Raw genomic sequence first — 19,246 nt, forward strand, 5'->3', positions numbered from 1 at the left:
CCGAAAGCCGCTCAGACTTTTCGGCACCATGCTCCGGTGGAGGATATGATGCGGGCCATTCTGGCAATCGACCAGGGAACCACCAATTCGAAGGCGGTACTGGTCTCCGAGAACGGAGACATCATTGCCAGAGGCTCGGCTCCGGTAGGCATCTCCTATCCGCAGCCCGGCTGGGTCGAGCAGGATCCCGATCGGATTTACGCATCCGTCTGTGAAGCGATCGCACTATGCCTGCAAGTCGCGCCTGGCGCGACAATCGAAGCGATAGCGATCTCCAACCAGCGAGAATCCGTCACCATTTGGGATGCCGAAACGGGCAAGGCGCTCGGACCGGTCTTGAGCTGGCAATGCCGGCGCACGGCGCCGGACTGCGAGCGTCTCATCGCCGATGGACATTTCAAGCGCGTCGAGGCGCTGACCGGCCTCCCCCTTGATCCTATGTTTCCCGGCCCGAAATTCCGATGGCTTCTCGATCGGGTGGCGCATAGGAAAAAGGTCCGCATCGGCACGATTGACAGCTGGCTTATTCATTGTCTTACCGGTGGCCGCAAGCATGTCTGCGACGCCTCGAACGCCGCGCGAAGCCAGTTGTTCGACCTTGAGGCCCAAGCCTGGAGCGAAGAACTGGGCGCGATTTTCGGGGTCGATATCCGGCTCCTTCCGGACGTGCTCGACAGCTCCTCGGACTTCGGAACCACACGTGACCTTCCCGGCCTTCCGGACGGCACGCCGATCAGATCGGCCGTCGGGGACAGTCATGCGGCTTTGTTTGGCCACGGAGCCTTCAAGCCAGGCGATGGCAAGGCGACCTTCGGAACGGGGTCTTCGGTCATGACCACCCTTCCGCGCTTCATTGCGCCGCGCAACGGCATCACCACGACCGTCGCCTGGCGCATCGCCGGACAACCGACCTTCGCATTCGAAGGCAATATCCTCGTATGCGCTGCGAGCCTGCCATGGATGGCCGGCATCCTGGGTCTTCCGGACGTTGGCTCCCTTGTAGACCTAGCGGCAACCGCCGAGCCCGATGGCCCGGGCTTCGTGCCCGCTTTCGTAGGTTTGGGCGCACCTTACTGGAATTCCGACGCCCGCGCCCTTTTCTCGCAGATCAACTTCAGCACAACTCGCGCGCAGATGGCGCGCTCGGTTACCGACTCGGTCGCTTTCCAGGTTCATGACGTGATTGCGGCGATGCGGGCACAGAGCGGTGGTGATCTCGGCACGCTTTATGTCGACGGCGGCCCTAGCCAGAACCGCTTTCTCATGCAGTGCGTGTCAAACCTGGTGAAGCACGCTGTCATCCAGTGCGAGGCACCGGAAGCATCGGCGCTCGGAGCGGCTTATCTTGCAGGCCTTTCGATCGGCCTGTGGCCGGATCTCGATGCCATCGCGGCGCTTCCGAGAAACAATACGATCATCGAGCCGGAGAGCATCGACGGTCCAGCCCTTCTGAACAGGTGGAATGATGCGCTGGCCCGCTCGACGTTGCGCACAACTCCGGTTAAAGGTGAATAAAAATTCACCCCGGGATCAACGATGGCTCGCCTTAACGAACTCCGCCTCATCTCAAGAGTTGCCCAGATGTACCACATAGAGGGCAAGCGGCAGGCGGACATCGCGCAGCACCTTCGCCTGTCGCAGGCAACCGTGTCGCGAATGCTGAAGCGGGCCGAGGCGGAGGACATCGTGCGCACGAGCGTGATCCCGCCCGTGGGCACCTATAGCGAACTCGAAGGAGCCTTGCGCGCGAAGTACGGTCTTCCGGAAGCCATCGTCGTCGAATGCACCGAGGACCGCGACGGCGCCATCATGGCGCGGATCGGCGAAGCTGCTGCTCATCTTCTGGAAGTGACACTTGCACCCGGCGAGATCATCGGCGTCTCCAGCTGGAGCCAAACCATTTTCAAGATGGTGGAAAACATCCATCCCCAGAAGAGCGCCCAGGCCAAATATGTCGTCCAGACGCTTGGCGGGATGGGCGACCCGTCGGTCCAGACGCATGCCACCCAGCTGACCACTCGCCTTGCACGGCTGACCGGCGCCGAGCCGAAGCTTCTTCCGGTACAAGGTGTTACGACCTCACGCGAGGCCAAGCTTTTGATGCAAGCAGATCCGTTCGTACGGGAGACCATGGATCTTTTCGGCAGCATCACCCTCGCCATCGTCGGTATCGGCGCCGTCGAGCCATCGGAACTGCTGGCAAGATCCGGCAATATCTTCTCGTCGCGAGAGCTCGCCGATCTTGCCGAGGCAGGGGCAGTCGGCGATATATCGCTGCGGTTCTTCAACAAGGACGGCAAACCTGTCAAAACGCCGCTCGACGAGCGCGTGATCGGCTTCCCGCTAGAAGATCTCGAACGGGTCGATCGGGTCATCGCGCTTGCCGGCGGAGCGAAGAAGACCGCAGCAATCGCCGGCGCCCTAAGGATCGGAGTTATCGATACGCTGATAACGGACAAATTCAGCGCCGAGCGCCTGATCGAACTCTAGGCAACGACCGACAGATTGGGCTATCTCATTCTACTGATCCCATGCTGGGAGGCCCCCGCGTGCCGATCCCGAGGAGAAGCGAGGGCCTGCGAGCGACGTCAAACTACCGAGAAGCCGAAAGCTCAAAAGCGCTTGACTTCAACACGCCGAATAGAGAAGAGCCACAATTCTCGCGTTGCAAAAATTGTCACGACGCATGCCGCATCGACGACGCGTTCGACCACCTGGTCATACCTTTGCAACCAACAAAGCCGCTCCTGTTTCCACATCGAACAAATGCATCTGGTTCATGTTGAACGACAGCGGCATCGTCGTCTGTGGTTTAGGTTTGCTCTCCGGGTCGATGCAGGCGCATAGATTGGCATCGCCGATGGAAAAATAAACCATAGTTTCCGGACCAAGGGGTTCGACCAGATTAATCCTAGCCTCAACGTCTGCCAAACCTGGGCGCTGCTGACGATCGCAGATTGATTCCGGCCTTATGCCGAACACAACCGACTTCCCGGCATGGCGGGCGCACTCGTTGACGCGCGCGTCTGGAACGGCCAGCGAAGTACCATCTTCCAGAACGACCACAAGTCCGCGGCCCCTCGACGCCAATAGCGCCGGAAGGAAGTTCATCGCTGGCGAACCGATAAAACCAGCAACAAATTGGCTAACCGGACGATGATAGAGTTCCTGCGGAGGTCCCGCCTGCTCGATCAGGCCGCCATTCATCACGACGACACGATCAGCCATCGTCATTGCTTCCACCTGATCATGGGTGACATAGACCGTCGTCGTCGGCAGCAACTGATGCAAGCGTTTGATTTCCGTGCGCATCTGAACGCGCAATTTCGCATCGAGGTTGGAGAGCGGTTCGTCGAAGAGAAAGACCTTGGGATTGCGCACGATGGCGCGACCCATCGCGACGCGCTGGCGCTGTCCACCTGAAAGCTGGCCTGGCCGGCGGTCGAGGAGTTCGTGAATATGCAACGTCTCGGCCGCACGCTGGATGCGGGTGTCGATCTCGCCCTTGGCGAGCTTCTGCTGCTCAAGGCAAAAGGAGATGTTTTCCCTGACGGTCATATGCGGATAGAGCGCATAGTTCTGGAACACCATGGCGATATCGCGCTTGCCGGGACCAAGACGGTTCACGACCTGATCGCCGATGACGATATCGCCGGAGGTGATATGCTCCAGGCCTGCGATCATGCGCAGTGTCGTCGACTTGCCGCAGCCGGACGGACCGACGAAGACAACGAATTCATTGTCTTCGATTTCCAGGTTGATACCACGAACGGCTTCATAGATGCCGTATGATTTGACGAGGTTTTTCAGCTCCAGTCGTGCCATGATGCGCTCCTATATTTCCTGCAGCCAGATCGCCATCGCGCCGGCCTCGCGATTGGCCCAGAGATGATACGGGATTGCCCGGAAAGGCCTCGCCTTCAGCGCTGGTGGCAAGATCCGGTAAAGAGAATTGGCCCAATCCGCGGTATCGGCCTCGAGCGCCGTTCCCTCGAGGACGGCAGCACCACCGAGCAGTGCCGCGTCGTACCGGACACTGAGCTCCGCGGACGCTTGAAGACGAAGTCGTTGAGGCTCGCTTCCAATATCAGTCTCTTCAACGCAGTAGACGACTGGCCCGCGTCTAAGGGCGACACGACCGCCGTTCTCAGAGACCGCGGGATGGGCGTACAGGCGGTCGACCGGCATTGACAGGGCGATACGCACTTCATCACCATTGCGCCATTCCCGATCAAGTGCCGCATAGCCTTTGAAAGTGCAGGCGTCCAAGGCGATCACTTCGCTGTTGACTGACACCGAAGCCTCCCGGCACCAGGAAGGAATTCTCAAGCGCATGATGAAACTGGTCGGTTGGTCGATCGAAACCTGGAGCCTGATGTCGCCGTCCCATGGATAATTCGTATCCTGGCGCAGTCGCAGCAAGCGCTCGCCAAATGAAAGCTCCGCTACGTTCGCACCATAGAGATGAACGGCAAGCTCACCCGGCTTCGTGGAATAGAAATATTGTCCGAGCGAGGTGATGAAGCGGGCGATATTCGTTGGGCAGCACGGGCAATAATGCCATTTCCAGCGGCGGTGCTGCCCATGACTTTCAAGCACATTCTCATAGAAATAGTGCTCGCCGTCCCGCGCGATGCCCGAAAGAGCGCCATTGAAAAGAACCGTTTCAAGCTTGTCGGTGAACTTGCCGTCGAGATCGGTCTGGGCCATGCGATGGCTCCAGAAGCCAAGGGCGACCGCAGCGCAGGTCTCGGCATAGGCCGTTTCATTCGGCAAGTCGAATTCTCTGGTGAATCCCTCGTTCGAGGCAGACGGGCCGAGACCGCCGGTGACATAGAGCTGCCTTCCGGTCAAATTGTCGAAGAGCTTGTCGCAGGCGTCCTTCAGGCTCCGATCGTTATTCTCGTAGGCAAGGTCCGACATTGCCGAAAACAGATACATGGCGCGGACGGCGTGGCCGACGACCTGTTCCTGCTGACGCACGGGCATATGCGCCTGGCTATAGGCGTAGGTCTGGTAGACGTAGTCTTCCGGACGCTCACCGCGCTTGATCGCCTCCTCATCATAATAGGACGGCATCTGTCCTCTTTCATCAACGAAATAGCTGGCAAGCTTCAGATGTCGTGGGTCCTTAGTGACGCGATAGAGCTTGACGAGCGCAAGCTCGATCTCCTCATGTGCATCATAGCCACGCAGCTTGCCGGGCTCGCGTCCAAACGTATCGATAATATGATCGACAGCGCGGATCATCACGTCGAGGAAGCGGCGCTTGCCGGTTGCTTCGAAGTATGCGACGGCGCCTTCCAGAAGGTGACCCATTGAATACATCTCATGCAGGTCGCGCAGGTTCGTCCAACGCTTGTCCGGCTCCCGGCGGATGAACCAACTGTTCAGATAGCCGTCCGCCATCTGGCCCTGTTCGAGCTTTTCTACGATGGCGTCGATCTTGGTTTCCAGGTCAGGATTGGGATGCGCCCTCAAGGTATAGCTTGCGGCCTCGATCCATTTTCCAAAATCGGAATCGAAGAAGTGCTGCATAGACAGCCCGCTCGGCTGGATTGGCCTGGCGAGAGGGCCGGCTGGTTTGTCGAAGTCGAGGACTTCAAGGAAGCCCTCCTCTTTGAGCCGCTTGTGTTGGGTCGGAATGGTGACGTCGCGCACCGTTTCCGTCCAACCCTTCCAGAAGCCGCCATCGAAGGTGACGCGGGAATGGTCGACGGGCACAAAGCGCTCTGTTTCCGGCGCCGGATTGGATTGCTTGAGGGAGGACGAAGACATGGGAACTCCTTGGGCGGCAAGGCCGCCGTCATTTCACGGCGCCGGCGGTAAGGCCGCGCACGTAGTAGCGTTGCAAGAGTAGGAAGAGAACGATGCAGGGGACCATCGTGACGGCGATGCCGGCCTGAAGCGCGCCCCAGTCGATGATGCCGTAGATGCCGGAGGAGACGTTGACCAGCATGATCGGCAACGTGAACTTGTTCTGATCGGAGAGAAAGATCAGTGCTGCCAGGAATTCGTTCCACGAGTTCAGGAAAGCAAACATAGCAACGGTCGCAATACCGGGAAGTGCGATCGGCAGCATGATGCGCCGCAAAATGGTCCCTTGCGATGCTCCATCGATGCGCGCTGCTTCGATTAGTGCCTTGGGCACCGCATCGAAGGCATTCCGCATCATGAAGACTGAGAAGGGCAGCTGGAACGTAACGTAGATCAGCACCAGCCCGAAGAGGCTGTTCTGGAGGCGAGCCACTTTCAGAATGAGGAAAAGCGGCGTCAGAATCGATTGAAACGGGATCATCATCGTCGCCATGATCAGCGCGAAGAGCACCCCCTGCCCCGGAAAGCGAAATTTCGAGAAGCCGTAGCCCGCCGGAACGGAGACCGTGACCGTCAGCAGCACCGTGCCGGCGGCGATCAGGACCGAATTGCTGGCATACACGTACCAACCAGCGCCGACATGTTCGAGGCGGCGATAGTTCTCCAGCGAAAAGGCTTTCGAGAACAGCACAGTCGGATTGGCAAGGGCCTCGGCTGCCGGCTTGAACGAATTGGCAAAAGACCAGACGATCGGCATCACGAAGAAGAGCGCGAAGGCGACCGATAGCAGGATGAAGGCGGCGTAGCTCAGCCGCTCGACGGTAGGCTTGGGCTGCGGCGTGTAATTTAGACGGTCCATCAGCCCTCCTCCGGACGCTGTCGCAGAAAGACGAACTGAACCGTACTGATTGCGACGAGAACGATCAGCAGCGAAAGCGAGATCGCCGAACCATAGCCGAGGCGATAGGACGAGAAGGACGCAAGATAGATCGAAAAAACCGCGGAGATCGTGCTGTTGGACGGTCCTCCCTGTGTGATGATGAAGAACTGGTCGAAGGCAAGCATCGACGAGGTGACATTGAGCACGAGAGCGAGCACCACGGAGTTGCGCATCAATGGCAGGGTGATACGGCGAAAGCGGCTCAAGACGCTGGCCCCATCGATTTTCGCCGCCTCGATCACGTCTGTGGAGATGCTTTGCAGGCCGGTCAGCAAGATGATCATCGTAAAACCGGACGTCTTCCAGACCACCATCAGGATGATGACGGCAAGTGCCGGCCAGAAACTTTCGAGCGGTCGCGGCGCACTATCGACCAGACCGACGGCGCGTAGAACCTGAGCAAAGACGCCATTATCGGGATTGAGGAGCCACATCCACAAAGTCGATGCCGCGCCAAAGCCGATGACGACCGGCATGAAGTAGATCGTGCGGAAGAAACCGGCAATGCGAAGAGGGCGATCAACCAGGAGCGCCAACGGAAAGGCGACCAAAAAAATCGCTATAGTGACCAACAGCGTATAAAGCAACGTAAAGCCGAGGGAATGCCATAGCTGGGCATCACCCAGAAGCTCGGCATAATTGGCAAGCCCGATGAATTTCGCCCGACCAAGAAGTGGCCAGTTATAGAAACTCATCCATACCGTCATGATCAGCGGCACGAGGAAGAGTAAAACGATGAACAGGAAACCCGGCAGGATGAAGGCAAGGCCAAGCCAGCCTTTCGGCTCTGGCTCACCATGCATGACGGCAGGCTTCCTGCCGCGACGCAGCGACAGGCTCACGGCACCGCTCCTTTTTCTTGATCCGTCGAAAGGGTGTGGAGGCAAAGCGTCACGGGACGCCTTGCCGTTGGTCAACCAGGAGAGTTAGTTCGGATTGGTTCGCTCGAGGATGCGGGAAAAGTCCGCCTGGGCCTTGGCGATCGTGCCGTCGACATCCTCGCCAAAAATGGTTCCCTGGATCAGATTGAGGAACGGGCCGGTGCGGCTAACGAAAAGCTCATCGGACGAGAAAGTGTAGGGCGTGCGTGCCTTGGTCAGCACGTCATAGGCGACGAGGTTGCACTTGTCGAACTTGGCATAGGCCTCGTTCGCAAGGTCGGTTCTGGAAGGCATGCCCGATTCCTGGGTGATGTAGACTTGCTGCTCGGGCTGCATGTAAAAGTTGACGAAGTCGAGGGCGACTTTCTTCTTGTCACCGCTGATGCCTTTCATCAGCGCCAGTGCGTCGCCGCCAGCAAAGCTTGACGCGCCGCCCTTCGGTCCGGGAATAGGCGCGACGTTGAACTTGACGTCCGGATACTTGCTCGTCAGCAGATTGACGATGTAGGAGCCGGTCATGAGAATGCCGACCTTGCCGGATGCGAAGGCTTCCACCGCATTGTTGCCGTTGCCCGACCTCGACGTCGGGTGGATTGCACCAGCCTTTGCCATGTCGCGATAGGCAGCAATGGTGTCGCGCAGGGCGGGAGTATCGACCGTAGCCGTGCGACCGTCTTCGCTGAGGATGTCGGCTCCTGCCGCCCAAAGATGGGGCAGGAAGTCATAAATGAGCCAGCTGCCGGAATTTGCGACGAAGTAAAAACCGTAGGTGTCGTTGCCAAGCGCGGTAATCTTCTTTGCATCCGCGGCGATTTCTTCAAGCGAAGCAGGCGCCTTCTTCGCGTCAAGACCAGCCTTGGTGAATAGATCTGTGTTATAGGCGATGATCGAGGCGTCCGGCAGGGCCGGCACGCCATAGATCTTGCCGCCATAGGTCGCAAGGCGTACGTGCGAAGGGCTAAGGGCGGACGCATAGGGCAGGCTCTTGACGAAATCGGTGATATCCTCAAGGCTGTCCGCGGCAGCAAAGGTCGGAAGGTAGATCAAATCGAGCACGGCGCCATCCGGCGCCGCACTGCCAGCGATCGCGGCTCCAAGTTTCGGCACCATCTGTTCGGCGGTAATCTGCGTGACGTTCACCTTGTCGACATGGGTCGCATTATACTTGTCGGCCAATCCCTGAAGCACCGCACCCGAAGAGGTGCGCACCCACAGGGTGATGTCGGTCGCATTGGCTAGCGTCGCACTTGCCATCAATGCGATCGCAGAAATCGTCAACTTTAACTTGAACATGGAAGTTCCCCTTTTCCTTGTCGCCAACAGCCTGCAGATGGCGTGATCGAAACGTTAGTGGACATCCTTTTCGATGTCGACAGTCTGTATACAGGTTTTTGGAAGGAATCTGATAAAACCTTTTAACGTCACGATTATTTCTGCTAAAAGGTTTTATCTGCAGTTTTCAAAAGAACCGATTCGAGCCGAGAGAAAAATGCACCGACAGACTATTCGGGATGTTGCCAGGGCAGCGGGTGTCAGCATTTCGACCGCTTCAAATGCATTGAACGGCACCGGACGAACGAATGCGGAAACGGTAGAACGCGTTAAACGTGTGGCCGAGGAGATCGGGTTCAGGCCGAACGCGCTTGCGCGTGGGCTCTTGACCAAGCGCAGTCACGCCATTGGCATGCTGACGAACGATACCTATGGCAGGCTGACACTTCCGATGGCCGCAGGCGTTTCGGAAGTGCTTGTCGATCACGGTCTGTCCGTCTTTCTCTGCGCGACAAACAACGACCCGCGCCTTGCTCGATTGCATCTCGAAACGCTCCTGGACAGGCAGGTGGACGGCATCATCTTCACGGCAACCCGCCTTGACCTGAAACCGCCGCCAGAGCTTGCAAAGCTCTCGATACCCGTCGTCTATGCTTTTGCCGAGGGTCCAGAAAACAGTATCAGCTTCTTTCCCGACGATGCCCAAGGTGCTCGCCTTGCGGTCGAGCATCTACAGGCTTTGGGCCATTCGCGGATCGCGCACATAACCGGACCAGAGGATTACCTTGCGGTGCGCGTCCGCGCGAAGGCCTATCGCGACTGTGTCGGCCCTGGCGCCGTAGTCCTTTATGGAGACTGGTCAGAAGAATGGGGCCACGAAGCCATCGAGCAGATATTGTCGCGCGGCGGTGATTGGCCCGACGCCGTATTTTGCGGGAACGATGAAATTGCCCGTGGCGTAATCGACGCATTGCGTGACAAGAATCTCACCGTCCCGGGAGACATCGCGGTCGTCGGCTTCGATAACTGGGAAGTCATTTCTCGGCAAACCAGACCGCCACTGACCACGATCGATATGGAATTGAAGGAGATCGGGCACAGTGCCGGTCTCACCATCCTAAGTCTCACAAGAGGCGAAACCGTTCCCGCAGGAATTACGCGCCTGCCATGCCGACTGGTTGTGCGCCAATCCAGCGGTGGCCAAACTGGCTAAACTTGTGATCGGTCAAGCCAGCACCAGACCGTCAGTCTCAATCAGGTCGAGTCTGGCTGCCGAAACTGGCGCTCTTGAATGGATACGAACCGTCGGCTGCACTTTACTTCCTCTAACATATTGAAATCACGACACATTATGATGTCGCCACACGCCTCGGTGTGGTAATCAGATTTATGGAACTTAGCCGGCATGGCGAGCTCTTCGATCACACCGCCGATTAAACCTTCCTGAACCCTGTTGTGCCATGAGATAGCAGAACGGTAACCTGCCGTAGCTGTTAGCGAGACACCCCGCATGAGCCAGTTTCGTGACCCGGATCTCACAGATCGTGCCTATATTGGCGCAACTGCCTACCATACGATCAAGCGCTATTTTGCGCATGCTGAAGGACTGCCTGCAGGGTATGATTTCGAGGCCCGTTACCGCGCTTATCTTGGAGAAGCATTGGAAGCGCCAAATCGGAAAGCTTTTTCCCTCGCCACGATGCGTTTCTTCGCAAGTCTGCGCAATGGCCATACCTCCTTTTGGGACGAAGAACTGACGTATCAGACAGCGTCGATGCCGTTCCGTATAAGACGGGTCGAGGATCAGTGGACAGTCGTAAGAACAAGGCTCGTTGAGCTTCATCCCGGTGACGTCGTGACCGCCGTTGACGGCAAACCCGTCGACCAGTGGCTTGAGGACGTGCGTGAGCACATCGGTCAGTCGAGTCTGGCGGCACTGGATTGGATGACATGGCTCCGTCCTTTTCTGTTGCCCCAGCGTTTTACGATCGGCACGGATGACGGCAGGCAGGTGGCAATCGATTTGACCGAACCACCGACCGGCCCGGAACGCGGTCTTCTGCTCGCAACCGAAGTCGAAACCATCTACCGCTCAGACGGGGTGGTGGTGATTCGTATTCCGGGGTTTGACGATCCGAAATATGAGGAAGCTGCGGTTGGAGCCATTCGAGGTGTCGAGAATGCCGCTGCCGTCCTCCTTGATCTGCGCGACAACAACGGCGGCAGCTCACCCGGCAACCTGCTGTCCGCCATCATGACCAACCCTTATCGCGGCACAGTGGTTTCTACTCCGATGACGATTGCCAAGTCCGATGCTTCCAACTCGTTCAACGGCAGCATTCCGGCATTGCCGACAACGATGATGCGGAGTGGACCGGGCATCACGCTGCCCCTCCCGGACGCCCGGAAGGGAAAGATGGCGCTGCTCATCAATGGCGGCAGCGCTTCGGCTTGCGAGGATTTCGCCCTGCGCTTCAAGGATGGCAGTCGGGGCCTCGTGCTAGGCGAACCCAGCTTTGGATCAACAGGACAGCCCTACTTCGTGAGGTTTCCGGAATTCGGCATGTCATTCAGGGTATCGACCAAGCGAGAATATTTCCCCGATGGCCGACAGTTCGAAGGCATTGGTGTAACGCCGGCCGTGTCGATCCCCTTGACGCGGAACGAACTGAGGAAAGGTACCGACACCCAGCTCGAACTCGCGGCCGAGATGGTGTTGTGACGGTAACCAGCTGTCAGACGAAAATCTCTTACACAAATCCAATGACGGATGCGCCAAGCCGTTCTGCAGAGTCTTTTTAAGGAAGGTAATGTCCGAAGCACTGAAATTTACCGATCACAACGGGCAATTTCACCTGGCAAGAGCCCATGATGCCCGGCTAGCCGGTGGCGTGAGAACCACATGATTAATGGCCAGGCGAAGGCCGCGATAGACTGGTACGATGGCGTCCTCTGGATTTGGCGTGGGTTCCCCATGAAATAAACCTACGCGCAAGGCACTCGATCTAACTGATCCATGCTGGGCAACGTGGAGACGAAAACATAAAGTGGCTTGTGTCGGTTATAACACTGCTTGGCGCTACTAGCTTTGCCAACACGGCGCTAGCTCTGGACCGCTCGCAGGAAAAGACAAAGAGCCCTCACATTGCTGCAATTTGCCGTTCACGGACGTGACCGAAGTCGAATTCGTCGCGCCATATCGCCGCATATGGAGTTTACACGGCCCCCAACGTCACTTACGGGGATGCCAACCATCTGTATGAAGGGGAACCGGTGATGTTGATTACCCAAAGCGACTACAATCGGATTTACCGGGTCATCAACAGCCTGCTCGTCAACGAAAACGCCAATCCCGCCACGGCTTCGATGTATTTCAGCACCTTCGGAGCCTTCATTTTGGAACACCACTTCAAGATCAAGGCAAAGGCAAAAAGTGGGCTGGCCGCTTACAACCTCGACGGAAAACATATCCTGTTCGCAGACCAGCGCGACGATGGTTACGTCTCTGGCGCTGGCGAGAACTTCCATTGCTGGGTGGAGGCTGACGATTGGGCGATCGACTTCATGGCTCCTGCATTCTCAGAGAGCACGCTGGGTCTGGTGATACCGCCGAAGATGTTTCAGCGGCCGCTCTCGTCGATGCGCCTGTCCATCAATGATTTGAGCCAATCCGGCGACTTCTTCTATCGTTCCGAACCTGATGCAACGAGCCGACGTTTCGCAGATTGGCGCAAGAACCCAATGATTGGAGACCTTGCCAGCCTCGCCGCGAACTGGTTCCGGAAATCTCCCAGGAAGATGCAGGCATCGATCACGGTGCAGCGTCAGGACGGCAAATCCAGCGCCGTACCGCTTATCGGCAACTCCCTCGTTGGTGCCTGGTAATGGTCGCAGGAGCGCGTATGTCCACGATTGGAATATCCCCGCACTCCCCTTGAATTTGCTTGTGCACGGTGGCTGCACGATGCAGTGCCCCTCGCCTGCATGTTGCGGCAATAAGGGGCTGTTCCGGAGGCCATGGATCATGCGCTTGAATCAAGTGACGGTAACGATGGCTGACCTCGATGCAGGCTGTATGTGTACACTACGCCTGGCCAGAGTGACCAATATCTTCAGCCAGATGCAGCAACAGGTGAGATCTTCTAAAGTTGCCCCTCAGTGAAATTTCGGCGCAGCAATTTGGCGTCGAAGGCAAGCCTGCATGGCGCGAACAATCTCTTCGGCATGAGCAATGATTGCGCGGTGACGTGGATCATCGATCATGGCGAGATCCCCGCGCATCATGTGAAGTGTTCTATGGATACCGACGACCGTGCGAATGATGTCGGGATGAAAGTCCTCACCTGCTTCGCGGACGACCTCCGCAACGGCCGCCGTCAGACGATCAAGCAAGATCACGCGCTCCATGGCACTCAGCCGCGCAAAGTTCTGTGAGATGCTCCCGCCTGCCGACATCCGTCCGCCTCCGCCACGAAATTGACGTCCGACGCGCTGGCAGTCAATTCACAATATCGGCATTCTCGGCCTTGCCCTCAACTGCACTCGCTACGCAAATTCTACCTACATTTGCGCCAGGTTCGCTCAGCAAACCAAAGATCACAGTCGATCTGCGCAATTGATGGCCAATTTCCGAAATTTATCGTCCTTCGTTCAAAATCGAAGGCACTTATTTACCATTATAACAGTTTCATGACAGCACAGCGCGGCCGTCCAATTTACTGATACTCGCGCAATACTCGTTTGACGCATTGCATGACGCTTGGCGCGATTTTTCATTTCTGCTGGTCCTATGATGGCAACTTGCGGATCATTTTTTGAGCGACCAAAAATGTTTTGAGCTATTTCATCCCGCATCGGCGCAAAGCTCGCTGCTCTCTCGGCCATCGGCATCCTGATGGTCGCGATGATGCTTTCGATCGTACTCTACGGCGGTCAGATGATTGGTGACCGCTCGAACCTGCTCAAAAACCAGCTAGTTGTTTCCCGCAACATCGTCGACGCAAAAGCATCGCTGCGCGGAATGCAAATTGGCGTTCGCGATCTGAGACTGGCAGTGTCCCCGGAAGAGGTGGCCAAAGCCGTCGATTACCTTTCTGCACGCCATCACTCGGTGATCTCCTTTCTGGATGAGGCGAACAATGAGCTGAGGTTGCAGGCGGACCGGGATCGGGTACAAAACCTCAGAGCACTGAGCGAAAACTATTTCGCCATGGCAACCGATCTGGCCGATGTTTTGAAGACGACGCTGCAGAGTAAAGATAACTCGGCCGCTGGCCGGGCAAAATCTGCAGAGCTTCAGGCGAAGCTACTGATGATATCCGACCAAGCCGCAAAGCTGTTCGACGATGGGGTTAGCGCCGCGAAGAAAGCGGCAGATCAGGCGGACCAGGATATGAATTCGTCCGCAAATCTGGTCCTGCTGCTCAACCTTGGCATCGGCCTCCTGGCGATTATGACATTGATCGTCTCGGCCATCTATGGTTCCAAAGCGATTGCCCGTCCGATCATCGGTTTGACCAACGGCATGGATGAACTTGCACACGGAAATCTGGATACCTCCGTTCCTTACGTCAGTCGCCACGACGAAATCGGCGCGATGGCACGTGCCGTAGAGGTCTTCAAGCAAAATGGCATCAAAGTTCGCGATCTAAACGCCCAGGAAGCCGCCTTGCAGGCCAAAAGCGCGGATCTGCAGACGAATATAGCTACCGTCGTTTCCGCCGCGGTTGCCGGAAATTTCACGCAGCGCATCACGAAGGCTTACGACAATCCGGATCTCGATCGCTTCGCGGCCAGCGTCAACGAATTGGTGGCTTCCGTCGACAGTAGCATTGCCGAAACCCGCCGTGTTGTTGCTGCCCTTGCCAACGGTGATCTCACCGAAGCAATGCAGGGAGAGTTTCAGGGAGCCTTTGGCGAGTTAAAGGACAACGTCAACGCGACGATGGCCAACTTGAGCTCCATCCTGGGCGAAGTATCTGCCGCGGTCGATATCATCAACAGCAATGCTGGCGAAATGAGAATCGCCTCCGGCAGCCTATCGAAACGCACCGAACAACAGGCAGCCTCGCTCGAAGAGACGTCCTCAGCCCTTGAAGAAATCACTGTAGCAGTGAAGAACTCCACGGCACGGGCGCTTGAAGCCAGCCATATGGTCGATGAAGCGCGCAAAAGTACCGAACAGTCAAGTTCGGTGGTAAGGGAAGCCGTCGCGGCCATGGGCAGGATCGAGCAAGCTTCCGGTGAGATCGGTCAAATCATCAATGTGATCGATGAAATCGCCTTCCAGACAAATTTGCTCGCGCTGAATGCCGGCGTTGAAGCCGCCCGCGCCGGCGATGCCGGCAAGGGTTTTGCCGTCGTCGCCCAAGAGGTGCGCGAGTTGGCGCAGCGATCGGCAAATGCTGCCAAGGATATCAAGGCGCTGATCAATCGCTCCAGCGACGAGGTTAGTGCCGGCGTGAAGCTGGTCACGGCGACGGGGTCTGCCCTGGCGGCCATCGAAAGTCACGTCGTCAAGGTGAACGAACATGTGCACTCCATCTCAACGGCGGCAAGGGAACAGTCAACCGGTCTTTCGGAAGTCAGCACCGCCGTGAACCAAATGGACCAGGCGACACAGCAGAACGCTGCCATGGTGGAGGAATCGACCGCGGCGACAAGCGGTCTGGCCGATCAGGTGACGACGCTTCGCGAATTGATCGCCCGGTTCAAGCTGGCACCGGTGGCAGCGCCGCGTCTGGTTGCCACGACCACAAAGCCTGTTGCATCGCCGGCACGAGCGCTCGGTCGCAAGCTTGCCGATACATTCGCCACCAACGGATCGGCCGCACGCAACGCGGACTGGGAAGAGTTTTGATGCGCGACCGATTGCCCTATTCAAGTCTCGCTAGTCCAATCTCCGGCCGGCTTCTCCGCCAGGTACATGGCAGCGAGCTTCGAAACTTAATGCTTCCAAGGTCATCACGAATATCGGGGAGACGCTTCCCGGCTAAGACCGGTGGGCGGCCAACTTGCGCAGCGATTATTTCCTCTGCGGCTTGAAATTGATGAGCAGCGATTTGAGTTCGATTTCGCGCACGCGTCGTGCCGCTTCGTCGGGGCTAACCCAGTCGAGCCGACGCTGGCCTTGCTCCTTGAATTCGGTCCTGATTTCTTTCGCTTCGACCTGGAACATGTCGACAACACATGGCACGACCTTACCGTCAGCAAGCTCTTTGAGGTAGGTGTACCGGCCAACTGGTGTTTTCCGCACCTTACCGCGGACACCAGCCTCCTCCCAGGCTTCGATAGCGGCCGCCTCGTGGGGCTCCTTGCCTTTCATTGGCCAGCCCTTTGGCACAATCCAGCGGCCGCTCTCGCGCGAAGTAATCACTAATATCTCGATCTCGCCGTCACCATCTCTGTAGCGGAAGCAAAGTGCGCCAAACTGGTTGCGGAAGGCGCTTGAGAACAGCTTCTCGGGCGTCCTCGCAAGCTGCTGCAGCAGGTGCTTTGATTTAGCTGATGCAGGCTTTCCGCCTTCCTTTTTTGGCTTCATGCCATCCAGCTTGTCAGATTTTTACCTGCGCCTCAATTGCATCGCGTTGTTTTAAGCGTGGACGATCTCGTCGGCGTCCCGCTGAATTTCGATGCATTTCGCGATAAAGCGGGTGTAGGCAGCAGGAACAGAAAGCCCACGTAACGGCGTGGCTCACTTTTCAGAAAAAGACAGCAGTGATTTTATTGGAGAAGGTTTCTACACGAGTATTTTTGAAACTTGATGGCATATCCAGAAGTTTGCGACTAGCTTTGTGTTGTCGCATCAAACTCAGGCTTGTTGCGACGATTTTGAATATGGCTTGCTCGTTGGCGGGGATGTCGCGAGGTCCAAGGCGGATAAGACAAATCATGCTTGTCATCTTTGATTGTGATGGCGTCCTCATAGATTCAGAGGCCATTTTCTGCGCCGTCGATGCGGAAGCGCTGACCCGGCTGGGACATACCACCACCGCCTACGAGATATCGGAACGGTTTGCCGGTGTGCCGCACCAAACGGCTTGGACCCAGCTCAGCTCGGAGCTCAATCTGAAACTCCCGGAAAACTGGGTCGGAAATCTCCTGCTAGAATGCGAGCGACGCTTTCAAACCGAGTTGGCACCGATCCCTGGAGCGGCCAATGCCATCAGGGCAATTCTCGAGAGGGGCGAGCAGGCTTGTGTCGCCTCATCGACCGAACTTTCCAGTCTTCGCGTCAATCTCGACCGCGCCGGCCTTCTGACGCTCATCGAGCCGAATGTGTTTTCGGTCAGCCAGGTCAAGCGTGTGAAGCCGGCGCCCGATGTCTTCCTATATGCCGCGTCACAAATGGGCTTTGATCCAGGTGAGACAATCGTCATCGAGGATTCGGTCGCGGGGGTACTGGCTGCTAAGCGCGCTGGCATGAGAGTTTTCGGGTTCGCAGGCGGCGGCCACGCTTATGGTTCGCTCGCATCCCGCCTCTCGCAAGCAGGTGCTGCCTATGTCTGCAGCTCAATGGCCGAAGTGACGGATCGCCTCTCGTCCCAGTCGCTTGTGTAGGTTTTCCATTCCGGTGTCGCACAGATCCTTCCGTGGGGTGGATCGATAGAGCGCGCGCTTTTGCCGAGATTGATACTGACGCGATGCGGTGGCATGGTCGCAGGGCAAGCAAGCTCTTCCGCGACGCGGAACGGAGCAAGTTACCAGGGAGAGTAAAGGCATGGACGTCGATAAGGTTATTGCATTGGTTTCCGCCGCCGGGATCGAGCTGACGGACAGACGCCGAACCAGTTCAGATGATGGCTGGTCTCTCAGCTTCGCCAATGGCGCCGAGCTCACGATCGGTGACGACGGCAAGATCAATGCCTCTGGCAAAGGTTCGAACACTGTTCTCGATCTCCTTGGCCCGAGGGCAAGCGGCACCTAGAAATCAGGGACGCTGCGGCCGCGCACGACGCGTCCCTCTCACTTTTTCGGATCGTAGCCGTCGGTGAGCGTACGCAGGAACGCGACCACATCATCGATTTCGGCAGGAGCGAGTGCCGGGACCTCCCCTTGCTTGCGATCGAAGGGCGGATCCATATTGATGTTAGCCTTGGCTGTCCCCGGCAGATCGTCATACTTGTCTACGCTCCCATCAGGCGCCCGAGGATACCACCGCTCCGGATGCGTCTCCCGCTCGACATAAAAGCGTACGGCATCCTGTAAGGAATGAATGCTGCCATTGTGGAAAAAAGTCTTGCGCAGGGCGACATTGCGCAGCGTCGGCGTGCGGAAGAGCCCACAATAGTCCTCGCGCCCAATGAAATCGGTCCGCAAAGGACCGCATAGACCGAGATCGTGGAATGTCGGATCCTTGTTGGCGGGGATATCGCGATTGCGGGGCACACCAATGGCGATCAGACCATAGTCCGTGAATTGCGGCGGCGTGCCGTCATTCCCACGCTGGCTGACGTGGCACGAAGCGCAATTGCCCTTCTCAGGGGCATTGAACAATTCGAGGCCTCTTGCCTCTTGAGGCGTGAGCACGGCCTCGCCGGCCAACACCGCATCATATTTGCTCGAGTAGGGATAGAAGGTCCGATAGTCCTGCTGGAAAACTTCCAGAGCCTTGAGCGCCGTGCGAAAGGCAATCGCCGGGTCGGTGGCGGCATTTGGTCCGGCGATATCTGCGATCACTTTGCCGTAGCCCGCCTCAAGTACATGGCGGCCGACGTCAGCTTCGGATTTGTTGCCCATCTCGAAGTCGGAAAATAGTGGGATCTTCGCTTGCTCGCGGCCGCGGTCGACCCGACCGTCCCAGGTCAGACCGCCGGTCGGACCGTTGTCGATACTTTCATCCGCCTCATCCTCGGATTCGAAGAAGTGCTCGGTGAAGGGTGGGACGGCCTGCAGATATTTCAGCGAGGGAACCGCCCGCAAGCCTGGGTTATGAAGGTCGCCACCACCGAGCTGGACCGATCGATCGTTAGTCGGCCCAAAGCCGTGCTCTGGATCGTGGCAGGAGGAACAAGCCATCTTGCCCGACGCCGACAGCGAAGTATCGAAGAAGAGGACTTTTCCAAGTGTCGCCAAGGCCCGTGTCTGTCGTCGTACCTCGTCGCGCGATAATGCTTGGCCCGTGGCGGACGGCGTTACCTGCAACAGCATTGCGGCGACAACACCGATTGCGAACCATTGTCCTCTAAGCGGCTTCAATTGCATCGCTATGATCGCTGCTCCCTGTTGCGGTCCGCACATCATCCCGCGGCAATGGTTAGCGGGGTTTTAGAATCGTTTCAATTAGCGCTTGCCTTGGTCACTTGCCGGAATATGTTGCCTCAGAGAGGTGGAGGCG

At 57.4% G+C, this 19,246-nt stretch carries 17 protein-coding genes; 9 read left to right on the forward strand and 8 right to left on the reverse strand.

The annotated features are described in order from the left end of the window. The first annotated feature begins 48 nt into the window (after window positions 1–48). The gene (locus tag PH552_RS32025; RefSeq protein ID WP_112342952.1) at window positions 49–1,515 is read left to right on the forward strand and encodes an FGGY family carbohydrate kinase; all 1,467 of its coding nucleotides are present in this window, start codon (window positions 49–51) and stop codon (window positions 1,513–1,515) included. A gap of 21 nt (window positions 1,516–1,536) precedes the next feature. Then, window positions 1,537–2,490, forward strand: a complete 954-nt coding sequence (locus PH552_RS32030; RefSeq protein WP_112342953.1) for a sugar-binding transcriptional regulator — start codon at window positions 1,537–1,539, stop codon at window positions 2,488–2,490. A gap of 228 nt (window positions 2,491–2,718) precedes the next feature. Here PH552_RS32030 and PH552_RS32035 read toward each other — a convergent pair whose 3' ends face one another. The 5 genes from PH552_RS32035 to PH552_RS32055 form a co-directional block, all read right to left on the reverse strand. Continuing rightward, complete coding sequence (locus tag PH552_RS32035; protein ID WP_112342954.1) at window positions 2,719–3,825, reverse strand: ABC transporter ATP-binding protein; 1,107 nt, start codon at window positions 3,823–3,825, stop codon at window positions 2,719–2,721. 9 nt (window positions 3,826–3,834) lie between these two features. Further along, complete coding sequence (locus PH552_RS32040; RefSeq protein WP_112342955.1) at window positions 3,835–5,778, reverse strand: glycoside hydrolase family 127 protein; 1,944 nt, start codon at window positions 5,776–5,778, stop codon at window positions 3,835–3,837. Window positions 5,779–5,806: 28 nt separating this feature from the next. After that, the gene (locus PH552_RS32045) at window positions 5,807–6,676 is read right to left on the reverse strand and encodes a carbohydrate ABC transporter permease (protein ID WP_112342956.1); all 870 of its coding nucleotides are present in this window, start codon (window positions 6,674–6,676) and stop codon (window positions 5,807–5,809) included. Continuing rightward, a complete protein-coding gene (locus tag PH552_RS32050; RefSeq protein ID WP_112343069.1) occupies window positions 6,676–7,560 on the reverse strand; it encodes a carbohydrate ABC transporter permease in 885 nt (294 codons plus the stop codon). Before PH552_RS32050 ends, PH552_RS32045 begins: the two co-directional genes overlap by 1 nt. A gap of 123 nt (window positions 7,561–7,683) precedes the next feature. Next, entirely contained in the window at window positions 7,684–8,931 is a 1,248-nt protein-coding gene (locus PH552_RS32055; protein WP_113251652.1) for an ABC transporter substrate-binding protein, read from the reverse strand. Window positions 8,932–9,127: 196 nt separating this feature from the next. Between PH552_RS32055 and PH552_RS32060 the strand changes: the two genes are divergently transcribed. From PH552_RS32060 to PH552_RS32075, 4 genes are all read left to right on the forward strand, one after another. After that, complete coding sequence (locus PH552_RS32060) at window positions 9,128–10,123, forward strand: LacI family DNA-binding transcriptional regulator (protein WP_113251653.1); 996 nt, start codon at window positions 9,128–9,130, stop codon at window positions 10,121–10,123. A 297-nt stretch (window positions 10,124–10,420) separates the two neighbouring features. Then, entirely contained in the window at window positions 10,421–11,632 is a 1,212-nt protein-coding gene (locus PH552_RS32065) for a S41 family peptidase (protein WP_183765836.1), read from the forward strand. Between the two features lie 554 nt (window positions 11,633–12,186). Further along, the gene (locus PH552_RS32070) at window positions 12,187–12,795 is read left to right on the forward strand and encodes a DUF2026 family protein (RefSeq protein WP_113251656.1); all 609 of its coding nucleotides are present in this window, start codon (window positions 12,187–12,189) and stop codon (window positions 12,793–12,795) included. Between the two features lie 294 nt (window positions 12,796–13,089). Continuing rightward, window positions 13,090–13,344 (forward strand): hypothetical protein, encoded by a 255-nt coding sequence (locus PH552_RS32075; protein WP_162737081.1) that lies wholly within the window; start codon window positions 13,090–13,092, stop codon window positions 13,342–13,344. A 216-nt stretch (window positions 13,345–13,560) separates the two neighbouring features. Here PH552_RS32075 and PH552_RS32080 read toward each other — a convergent pair whose 3' ends face one another. Beyond that, entirely contained in the window at window positions 13,561–13,794 is a 234-nt protein-coding gene (locus PH552_RS32080) for a hypothetical protein (RefSeq protein WP_285166576.1), read from the reverse strand. A gap of 10 nt (window positions 13,795–13,804) precedes the next feature. Here PH552_RS32080 and PH552_RS32085 point away from each other — a divergent pair, with 10 nt between their 5' ends. Further along, window positions 13,805–15,769, forward strand: coding sequence for a methyl-accepting chemotaxis protein (locus PH552_RS32085; protein ID WP_483315519.1), 1,965 nt, complete (start codon window positions 13,805–13,807; stop codon window positions 15,767–15,769). A 165-nt stretch (window positions 15,770–15,934) separates the two neighbouring features. Here PH552_RS32085 and PH552_RS32090 read toward each other — a convergent pair whose 3' ends face one another. Further along, a complete protein-coding gene (locus tag PH552_RS32090) occupies window positions 15,935–16,450 on the reverse strand; it encodes an NUDIX hydrolase (protein ID WP_113251659.1) in 516 nt (171 codons plus the stop codon). Window positions 16,451–16,800: 350 nt separating this feature from the next. On the opposite strand from PH552_RS32090, the gene PH552_RS32095 reads away from it, so the two are divergent. Both PH552_RS32095 and PH552_RS32100 read left to right on the forward strand, forming a co-directional pair. Next, window positions 16,801–17,469, forward strand: coding sequence for an HAD family hydrolase (locus tag PH552_RS32095; RefSeq protein WP_183765829.1), 669 nt, complete (start codon window positions 16,801–16,803; stop codon window positions 17,467–17,469). 160 nt (window positions 17,470–17,629) lie between these two features. Then, window positions 17,630–17,836 (forward strand): hypothetical protein, encoded by a 207-nt coding sequence (locus PH552_RS32100; protein ID WP_113251661.1) that lies wholly within the window; start codon window positions 17,630–17,632, stop codon window positions 17,834–17,836. A 38-nt stretch (window positions 17,837–17,874) separates the two neighbouring features. Here PH552_RS32100 and PH552_RS32105 read toward each other — a convergent pair whose 3' ends face one another. Beyond that, entirely contained in the window at window positions 17,875–19,113 is a 1,239-nt protein-coding gene (locus PH552_RS32105; RefSeq protein ID WP_246698582.1) for a cytochrome-c peroxidase, read from the reverse strand. Between the last annotated feature and the right edge of the window lie 133 nt (window positions 19,114–19,246).

The sequence above is a fragment of the Rhizobium aureum genome (assembly GCF_030182495.1).
GTDB lineage: Bacteria > Pseudomonadota > Alphaproteobacteria > Rhizobiales > Rhizobiaceae > Rhizobium > Rhizobium tropici_C.